Genomic DNA, 8,124 nt, shown 5'->3' on the forward strand with positions numbered 1-8,124 from the left:
CATAGTTCCAGAATTAGAGTGAAATGGGAAAGTTATTTTTAGACAATTCCTAAGCTGTTTGCCAAGGTGAAATCTGCCGTTAGTGAAAGTAGAGATTCAAAGTGAACAGGACGCAGGCAGTGAGGCCAAGGCCGAGGAATGTGACGAGAAACTGCCAGTTAATTTATCGGCGGTAGTTACTTGTATTTCTGCCAGTTTTTCGGTGTTCTCTTTTTGCAGGCTGATCATACCTTTCTGGAGTGCGGTGAAACGTGCATCTGTTTTTTGCTGGAACTCCAGCATTACTTTCTCTAGCCGGAGCAAATCTTCTTTAGTCGCAAGGTGGTCTGGGTTTAAGGAGACCGCGACTTTATGGGCGGTTTTTTTGTCGATACCCGCTTTGACCAGTTCTTCATTCATTGTTTTGTCCTCTTTATTGTGTGGCCAGCTACTTACGAGGATTGGTTAAAACCGTTTGGTAAATAAATGGAGCTTTGGATACGACCCAAAGCTCCTTTCATTAACAATGATTAAAAGTCGTATCTCAACCTGGCACTGATAGTGTCAGCATCAAAACCAGATTTCCACGTATGATCGTAATTTACGGAAGCGGTCAGATTATTGCTAATCATATAATTAGCGCCCAGACCGGCTTGCCAGGTGGTTTTCTCAGGTGCTGCCCCAGTACTGGTAATGATCGTATCGCCAGTCAGAAAACGGCTTTGTGTCTGTACCTGATCACCGGCAAAATCGTGCCATACATTGAGGGATAGGGCGGCATCAAGTGAGCTTTGGTTAAACTCAACGGTTTTCATGGCAGTAAGGCCAGCACCCAATTCGATCACTTCATAACGCTGCTGTTCCAAAGCCAGAGCAGCAGCGGTGCCTGATTCCTCATAGGCTTCAACCTCTACACTGCCGTAATTGAATGATACGGTTGGCTGCAACACAATGTCCTGATTATCCAGAACAATATCTTGCCCGGCGGTCAACCGAAATCCCAGTTGGTCGGCATCATATTCAGATTTGATCAGGTTATTGAGACGTTCTCCTTCATTGTTGCTGCGGCCAAGACTGGCCATGGCATCAAAGAACAGAGCGCCCTTCTGCCAGCTACCATACACCGTACCTATAATACTGGAGGTGTCTGTACTGTTGTTTGAACCCGTGCTATTGGTCGTGGCGTCAGCGGCGGTAAACGCAACGCCCAGAGTCCAGTCATCATTGATTTCACCATCGGCACCGAAGGTAATGCCGTTGAGACGGGATTTGAAGCCATCGGCTGCCACTTTGTCATCCTGTTTGCCTTTGCTGTGCAAGTACTTGGCCCAGACCCCGCCAGACTGGAACATATCACCAGTATTTGTGCCAGAGCGGGTTGAACTGATCCGGCTGGAAACACTGTCAAAAGTGGCTGACTGGGTAACGGTTGCTCCGGCCACATCGGCACCCGAGGTTTCCGGTTCAAGGGCTTCTGCCAGCTCTATCAGCGCTTCAACGTCGCCAGAAGCAGCTTCAAACATTTGGTAAACAGGATCATTTTCATCCAGGTCTGCAAGGACTTCTGTCTGGAAAGAGCTGATCATTTCCTGTGTTTCTTCAGAGGCCCCAACGCTGGCAATCACATCGCCTGCATCATTGGTTGATACTGTGACACTGACCGTATTTGTATTGCTATCGTCGTATACAGCAACATCAAGCAGTACAGAGTTGCTTGCTACTTCCAGACCATTATCGGTAAGTGATGTTGCCGAAACAATGACATAATTCTGACCTTCCGCAGTGACGTTAAATGCATCGGTACTGTCAATGAGGATTTTAGAGCCTTCATTAAATGTAGCTGTCTCTACATCCAGTACGGAACTGAACTCATCATTGCCAGAATCAGGAGATTCACCAATGGTCACGATCTTATCGTCCAGCACAGCCACAATAGTGCCGTTACCAACATAGGATTTAAAGTCAGAGCCGGGGATAGTTTTTAAGGTTCCACTGTTGTTCAGGCTTAAGTTATCCCCGGATAACCGACCATCAATAGTACCGGATTGGGTGTTGGTTACCCCCAGCACTTCTCCCCCATCATCTCCACTATCAGCAAAAATCGCGTGAGTTAAAGCTTCTGCGAAGAGACCGTCAGCGCCGACTGAACGGATAACGCCTGCATTCCAAATAGATTCATTGGCATCCTTGATTGTATCAGTACTATCACCACCAACAAGAATGCCTATATAACCCTCAATGATTCCTTTGTTATTGATGTTGTTCAAGCCGTTACCGCTGACTTCAATGGCAATTCGTTCACTACGGATGATGCCGCCTGATTGGTTGTAAATTTCACCGTCAGAATTATAGCTGTCAACGTCAGTGCCAAGCCTGCCCCGGTCAATAAAGATAGCGCTTAGCTTACCTTCAATAAGTCCAGCATTATTTAAATCACCGGTCAGTAATAATGGGTTGGTATCCACAACTCTAAATAGTATGGCATGACCATTTTCACTGATAATTTGACCCCCGGACAGGTTTTGAATAGAGCCTTCTACAATATCCTGAACGACGATGGCTGAACCACTTTCATAGTCTGCAGGTTTATCACTGGCAGGTTCAACGTCAATCCCTGTAGCCCGGATTGTGCCAGCATTGCTGATAGCGATAAATTTATCGTTATTCCCATCAGTCACAAACAGACCATGATCTTCATCGGCTAAGGGATCGGCAATGGCAGTGGTCCCATTAGTGTCAAGCAGAATACCGGTTTCTCCAGAAATGGTTGCACCACTTTCGTTGATGATGGAGCCTCTGAAGCCCCCATCGGTAACATCAATACCTACAAAACCGTTAATGGTTCCATTATTGGTGATATCGCCGGTTGTATTGCTGACAAGCAACCCAATAAAGTTGGTATCATTTCCACCATCAATAGTACCGGAATTGATAATATTGCCTGTCACACCATTGGCATTGAGTGCAGCGTCAACACACCCGTCGGGACCATCTGGGTAACAGGCTACATCGTCATTAGCAGGTGTGATGGTTTCATCAGCGCTAATTGTCTGTCCATTTGAATCGACATCTGCGGCAATCAATGGCGCACTATAAACTGAGCCATAAACCACAACAGCAATCGCCGAAGAGAGGATTCCCTTTTTAAAGTCCATTTATCATTCTCTTGCAGGTTTTTATTAGCCACACTCCTGTGTGAATAGATCATAATAATACGACTATGAACAGATGCAATAGAATAGATGTTCGACTTAACCCGGATACCTCATGGAAACACTACTGAACCCGTTGCGACAACCGCGGGTACTGCCCGCTATTCAAATTGAGAGTCAGTGAGAGCCTGGACGGTGCAGAGCCGCTGGCTGAAATGCTGATCGCCAATCAATCATCGGTTTTCATGGTGCCGGGGGTTAACTCCCCCAGCGATATTGAACAGGGCATGTATCACGGTGCTGAAGTGTTGACATTCTTCCCGGCAGAAGCCTCTGGTGGTATTGCCATGCTGAAATCACCCGGAAAAACCGTCTCCAGCTGTGACCTGGAAAGTTGCCAGTGATTTGCCAATACGGAAGAAATCCAATGCCGTATATCTGACGTTGGCCGCAGATCCCGCCCTTCATACAGATCCTGTTGGCCCAACCCCGGCCAGTCCCCCAGTACCTGTCCTCCTTTTATACCACCACCGGCCATCAGCAAGCAGGATGCGGTGCCATGGTCCGTACCTCCGGTACCATTGACTGCCACGGTGCGGCCAAACTCTGTGGCAGCGACAATCACAGTATGTTTCCAGGTGCTTTCCCCCATGGCCGCTCGCAAGGTTTGAAGACCGGAATCGAGTGTCCGGAATTGTCGGGTAAGGCGGGCGTGCTGATTATCGTGGGTATCCCAGCCCCCCATCTCCAGCATAATGGCATCAGGGCCTTCCGGATTGCTGAGCAGTGTGCCAGCCGCCCGTGACTGATCAACAAAGCTGCGACCACTGTCATCCAGGGAATCACCCACCATATTCCGGACATCCTGTGCCTCTACAAGACGCTGGTGGAGTAGAGGGTCCTGCTCATAGAACTGCAACAGTCGTTGATAGAGATCCCCTTTTGCCGGGGATATAGCAGGGGGATACCATGTAGACGAACGCTGGCTGCCCCGGAGGCTGACCGGCAGTGAGTGGGCCAGGGCAATACCGGTTTTACCGGAAACTTCCAGGGCACGAGCCAGCCAGCCACTGTCCTGATTGACCGGCAGCAGGGCAGATTCCAGTTCATCCTGGGCGGCAAAGTGGGAGCGTTGACGGCAGGTGGATGCTACGGCAACCACTGGAGCCATCTGTTTTTGCTGATACCAATCGTACAGTGTGGACAGTTCACGGTTCAGGCCAAACCGGCCATCAAGGGGTAACATGGTTTCCACAACCTGCCGGGCGAGCTGCTGCCGTGCAAGCATCAGATGATCATCAAAGGCGGGTATGACCGTATGCAGGGCATCCAGAGCACCCCGTAGTACGACCCATACCAGTTTTGCTGAAGAGTCTGCTTTACCGGTTGGAGTGTCAGCCAATAATGAGTGACTGTTTAATAACGGTACACAAACCACCCCCGCACCGAGCCATTTAACCAGATCACGTCGTTTAATATCAGGTTTTTTATTAATGCTTGCCATAGCGCTTATCTTCTTATGAACTCAGGGCTGAGAAATAACATGGCCAATCCCTGGCGCCGACTTTCGGCACCACCGATCACCTTTTGTGAGTGAGCAGACAGCTGACTCCCCAGTATCTCCTCAGCCAATAGCAGTGGCTCCACTCCCCCGGGCATACTGGTTACTTTCCGGTAAGTCCAGTCAATCCGGGTCAGCAGTGTGTTAGCACCGTCCCACGCTGCTGAAACGTCAGCAAAACCCGCCGGTGAACCGGCTCCAAATGGCTTTTGTCCCATGGCAGTCAGGGCATTTATCAGTATTCTGTCGTTCGGTTTAATCTCTCTTTTCTGAGACCTTTTCTGAGACCTTTTCTGCTTCTGTGACGATTGTTTTTCTGTGACATAAGCATCAGTTGCACGGCATACCGAGATCAGGAATTCCCTTGGGGTTTTCAGCTTGCGAGATTCCGTTTCCCAGCTTAAGGGGTGCTGAATCAGGGTCGTGTAAACTTCCTGCAAATTTCCGCCGGTTTGCAACCAGCGTTTTGCCATGGCGGCTACCAGAGGCTCCGGTGGTTGATCACTGAGTATGTGCCGGGCCAGCTTCCGGGAAATAAAGCGGGCAGTGTATGGGTGGACGGCCAGATCGCGGAGTATGGCTTCTCCCTGTTCAACACCGGACGAGGCATATTTTTTCCCCAGTATGGTGCGTACTCCAGGCTGGTGGGTGCGCTCACGAAACAGAAATCCGTGGTCTTTTGATTGACCGGAAATATTGACACTCCAGCCGGTGATGGCCCTGGCCAGCTCCTGAATATCGTCCAATTGATAACCGCCATTGATCCCCAGTGTGTGTAACTCAAGAATTTCCCGGGCCAGGTTTTCATTGATTCCTTTGCCAGGCTTGTTGCGTTTTCTTAAGGCAACGGCCTGTTTCGAGTCAGGACCAATGGATTTATCGTTATCGAGATAAACGAGCATGGCAGGATGCTGTTCTACGGCGACCAACATCTCGGCAAAAGAGCCCTGTAGATTTGGGGCAATGGCCTCACGCTCCAGCGTCGGTGCCAACGAAGTCATTATTCCTCCCTGGGCAGTGACACTGAAATGGTTGGAAAAAAAGTCAAGCAGGCGCCAGCTGAAGGAGTGTGTACTGCCAATGGCACGGCTCAGATTGTCATAACAGAAACGGAAATAATTTTTCCGGCTGTCGTTTGCCGCCATCTGATTGTTATCAGATGCTGATTCCCGGTTTGCTGCAGAAGCTTTTTGCGCTCTGAAGCTGTGGTACTGTCTGATCACCGTGGCGCTATCGGGCAGGGACAAGTCAAATTGAGGCGTGATCAACTGTTGCAGCAGCCAGTCCCGGGGGGCTGACTGTGCTGACTTGATTTCCCCCCGCCTGGCTCCCAGGCCAAAACGATTGCTGGCAATTATCGCCTGTTGGTTATTCATGTCGGTTTTCTATCCTGATGGCACTTATTCTTGCTTACTGGCATAAACACATGCTTGCTGCTGCAAAGGTTTATTGTCTGCACAAGGTGGATAGCAAAAGCCAGTGTCAAGTCTTGATTCTTGAATTTATTCAAAATGAAAGACCTCACCCTAAATTTACGAGCAATTACCACCCGACACCGTTCAAATTTGAACAATAATTTGCCAGGGTAGCGGAAATAAGTGACCGGAAAACCCTTGCCATATCACTTACCGTACTCTCACATCACCGGACAAACGGTTCCGTATCATAGCGGTTCATGTTAAACACTTGAGCCGCTGATTTTAATCAACCATTGATATCAAACCTATTCGATCAAACAGCTTTCCGGGCAATGCCTGATTCATGTGCGAGGCTCCGGCGTTCCAGTCTTTTGCCCTGTGTATAAATACAAAACCTGAACATCTACACGGTGATTCGCAGGAATTGCCACTCTCAAAATCCATAGAGACTACTCCTCTTCCCGGAATTCTAACTGCTGTCGGGCCGATTCAATAGATTGTCTTAATTTGGCTTCCAGTACTTCCTTCGGGGGCAGGCTGGTCAGATAGTCGGCAACCCGGATATTGCTTTTATCCAACTCCATCAATATGCTGCTGATTCTTACCGGTGCAGAGAATCAGGCCGATGGGGCTGCTTTCACCGTCCAGCTTTTCGTACTTTTCCAGCCAGCGCAGGTAAAGTTCCATCTGGCCTTTATAAGCTGCTTTGAACTCGCCCAGCTTCAGCTCAATGGCCACCAAACGTTTGAGACGGCGGTGGTAAAACAGCAGGTTAATGTAATAGTCCCGCATATCCAGGGTGATGCGCTTCTGCCGCGCCAGAAAAGCGAAATCCGTACCCAGCTCTATAATACAGCGCTGCAATTCAGCAAGGATGGCGGACTCCAGCTCTCTTTCTGAGTAGCTGTCTGAAAGTCCCGGGAAGTCGAGAATATAAGGGTCACGAAATGCCAGTTCAGGTGAAAGTTCACCATCGTCTCGCAGTTTTCCCGGGTCACCGGCGATAGTCCTTTCCGGCTTTTTGGAAATAGCCGTACGTTCATAGAGCATGGACTGCATACGCTCTTCAATCTGGCGTACGCTCCAGTGTTCCAGCCGACACATTTCGCTGTAGAACTCCCGTTTAAGCGGATCATCCAGGGCAATCAGCAGTTTGATATGGGATCAGCTCAATTCCGCACGCAGTGTGTGCTGAATTTGTGGCTCGGAAAACATTTGCGCAGCCCGCAGACAGTAGCGTAACAGGGTTTCGCTCCAGCCCCGGCCATAAACCAGGGTCAGTTGCCGGGCAACGGTGGCCACTACCTGCTTGCCATATTCTGCCCGCTGGCTGTTGAGAATGTCCTGATTGATTCGCAGCCCAACGTGGAAATAGAGCAGGGTCAGCTCGGCATTGACCACCACCGCTGCCTGTTTCCGAGCGCTGTCGATCAGGCTGCGGATATCGCTGACCAGTTGCTGTTCTTCAGAGCTCAGGGCAGACGTTTTTTTAATCGGAGGGGTGTTATTTTTGCTCATAACAACCGGATTCTCTTGCATCTTTTTACCTTTGCCAAGCTTGTCTTCATCGTTAAAAACCGGGGTCTTGATTCTTGAATTTCGCAAACCTTCTCCAATCCTGCTGCACCACTTCCGATGCAGTACCTTTATCATGCCACTTTTATCCCCCATTCTTTAACGCTTTCCTCAACCATTGCCATTTGCTCTTGCGTGGCAATGGACTTCACCAATGAATACATTTTCAACGAGCAGTTCTGGTGGCTGTCATCAATAATTGCGGACATAGCCTTCCCGGCAAAATCGTCCACGCTGCAACTTTTAGATGCTGCCTCAAAATAGCCTGTGTAGTGAGCCTTCCGGTCACCGGTAAACATCCAGTCTCCCAATTCATCGGCGAACACATGGTCACACATGCCTTCGAACAGTTCATGCAGTATCTCGAACCCTTCTATCGCGGCCTGGTAGTACTTCATTTATTCGCAATTGAAGCGTGAAATCAGGGATTTTTTGGTCA

At 49.2% G+C, this 8,124-nt stretch carries 7 protein-coding genes and 2 pseudogenes; 1 reads left to right on the forward strand and 8 read right to left on the reverse strand.

Features of this window, described 5'->3' with window-relative positions; genetic code table 11:
• Positions 1–96 precede the first annotated feature (96 nt).
• Positions 97–399 carry a hypothetical protein gene (locus KDK14_RS09325; protein WP_257264828.1) on the reverse strand — a complete coding sequence of 101 codons (303 nt, stop codon included), beginning with the start codon at positions 397–399 and terminating at the stop codon, positions 97–99.
• Positions 400–509: 110 nt separating this feature from the next.
• Entirely contained in the window at positions 510–3,134 is a 2,625-nt protein-coding gene (locus KDK14_RS09330; protein ID WP_257264829.1) for an autotransporter outer membrane beta-barrel domain-containing protein, read from the reverse strand.
• A gap of 242 nt (positions 3,135–3,376) precedes the next feature.
• On the opposite strand from KDK14_RS09330, the pseudogene KDK14_RS09335 reads away from it, so the two are divergent.
• Positions 3,377–3,430, forward strand: a pseudogene (locus KDK14_RS09335) (hypothetical protein); the annotation flags it as partial.
• Here the strand turns inward: KDK14_RS09335 and KDK14_RS09340 are convergent.
• The 6 genes and pseudogenes from KDK14_RS09340 to KDK14_RS09355 all read right to left on the reverse strand — a co-directional run bounded on the left by KDK14_RS09340 (position 3,424) and on the right by KDK14_RS09355 (position 8,083).
• Positions 3,424–4,635 carry a DUF1501 domain-containing protein gene (locus tag KDK14_RS09340; RefSeq protein ID WP_257264830.1) on the reverse strand — a complete coding sequence of 404 codons (1,212 nt, stop codon included), beginning with the start codon at positions 4,633–4,635 and terminating at the stop codon, positions 3,424–3,426. The pseudogene KDK14_RS09335 and the gene KDK14_RS09340 overlap by 7 nt on opposite strands.
• 5 nt (positions 4,636–4,640) lie before the next feature.
• Positions 4,641–6,068 (reverse strand): DUF1800 family protein, encoded by a 1,428-nt coding sequence (locus tag KDK14_RS09345; RefSeq protein ID WP_257264831.1) that lies wholly within the window; start codon positions 6,066–6,068, stop codon positions 4,641–4,643.
• 491 nt (positions 6,069–6,559) lie between these two features.
• Positions 6,560–6,694: a hypothetical protein gene (locus KDK14_RS21460; protein WP_306671499.1), complete on the reverse strand. Its 135-nt coding sequence runs from the start codon at positions 6,692–6,694 to the stop codon at positions 6,560–6,562.
• On the reverse strand, positions 6,681–7,214 hold the full coding sequence (locus KDK14_RS21465; RefSeq protein WP_306671500.1) for a PDDEXK nuclease domain-containing protein: 534 nt from the start codon (positions 7,212–7,214) through the stop codon (positions 6,681–6,683). The genes KDK14_RS21460 and KDK14_RS21465 overlap by 14 nt, the downstream gene beginning before the upstream one ends.
• A pseudogene (locus KDK14_RS21470) lies at positions 7,206–7,781 on the reverse strand (DUF1016 N-terminal domain-containing protein); the annotation flags it as partial. The gene KDK14_RS21465 and the pseudogene KDK14_RS21470, both read right to left, overlap by 9 nt.
• Positions 7,760–8,083: a hypothetical protein gene (locus KDK14_RS09355; RefSeq protein ID WP_257264832.1), complete on the reverse strand. Its 324-nt coding sequence runs from the start codon at positions 8,081–8,083 to the stop codon at positions 7,760–7,762. The gene KDK14_RS09355 and the pseudogene KDK14_RS21470, both read right to left, overlap by 22 nt.
• Positions 8,084–8,124 lie beyond the last annotated feature (41 nt).

Source organism: Endozoicomonas sp. ONNA2 (genome assembly GCF_024606365.1).
Classification (GTDB): domain Bacteria; phylum Pseudomonadota; class Gammaproteobacteria; order Pseudomonadales; family Endozoicomonadaceae; genus Endozoicomonas.

Excerpts from the sequence above, each read along its gene's own strand:
- KDK14_RS09325 (WP_257264828.1), bottom strand. The coding sequence starts at position 399 with ATGAATGAAGAACTGGTCAAAGCGGGTATCGACAAAAAAACCGCCCAT.
- KDK14_RS09330 (WP_257264829.1), bottom strand. The coding sequence starts at position 3,134 with ATGGACTTTAAAAAGGGAATCCTCTCTTCGGCGATTGCTGTTGTGGTT.
- KDK14_RS09340 (WP_257264830.1), bottom strand. The coding sequence starts at position 4,635 with ATGGCAAGCATTAATAAAAAACCTGATATTAAACGACGTGATCTGGTT.
- KDK14_RS09345 (WP_257264831.1), bottom strand. The coding sequence starts at position 6,068 with ATGAATAACCAACAGGCGATAATTGCCAGCAATCGTTTTGGCCTGGGA.
- KDK14_RS21460 (WP_306671499.1), bottom strand. The coding sequence starts at position 6,694 with ATGGAGTTGGATAAAAGCAATATCCGGGTTGCCGACTATCTGACCAGC.
- KDK14_RS21465 (WP_306671500.1), bottom strand. The coding sequence starts at position 7,214 with ATGTGTCGGCTGGAACACTGGAGCGTACGCCAGATTGAAGAGCGTATG.
- KDK14_RS09355 (WP_257264832.1), bottom strand. The coding sequence starts at position 8,083 with ATGAAGTACTACCAGGCCGCGATAGAAGGGTTCGAGATACTGCATGAA.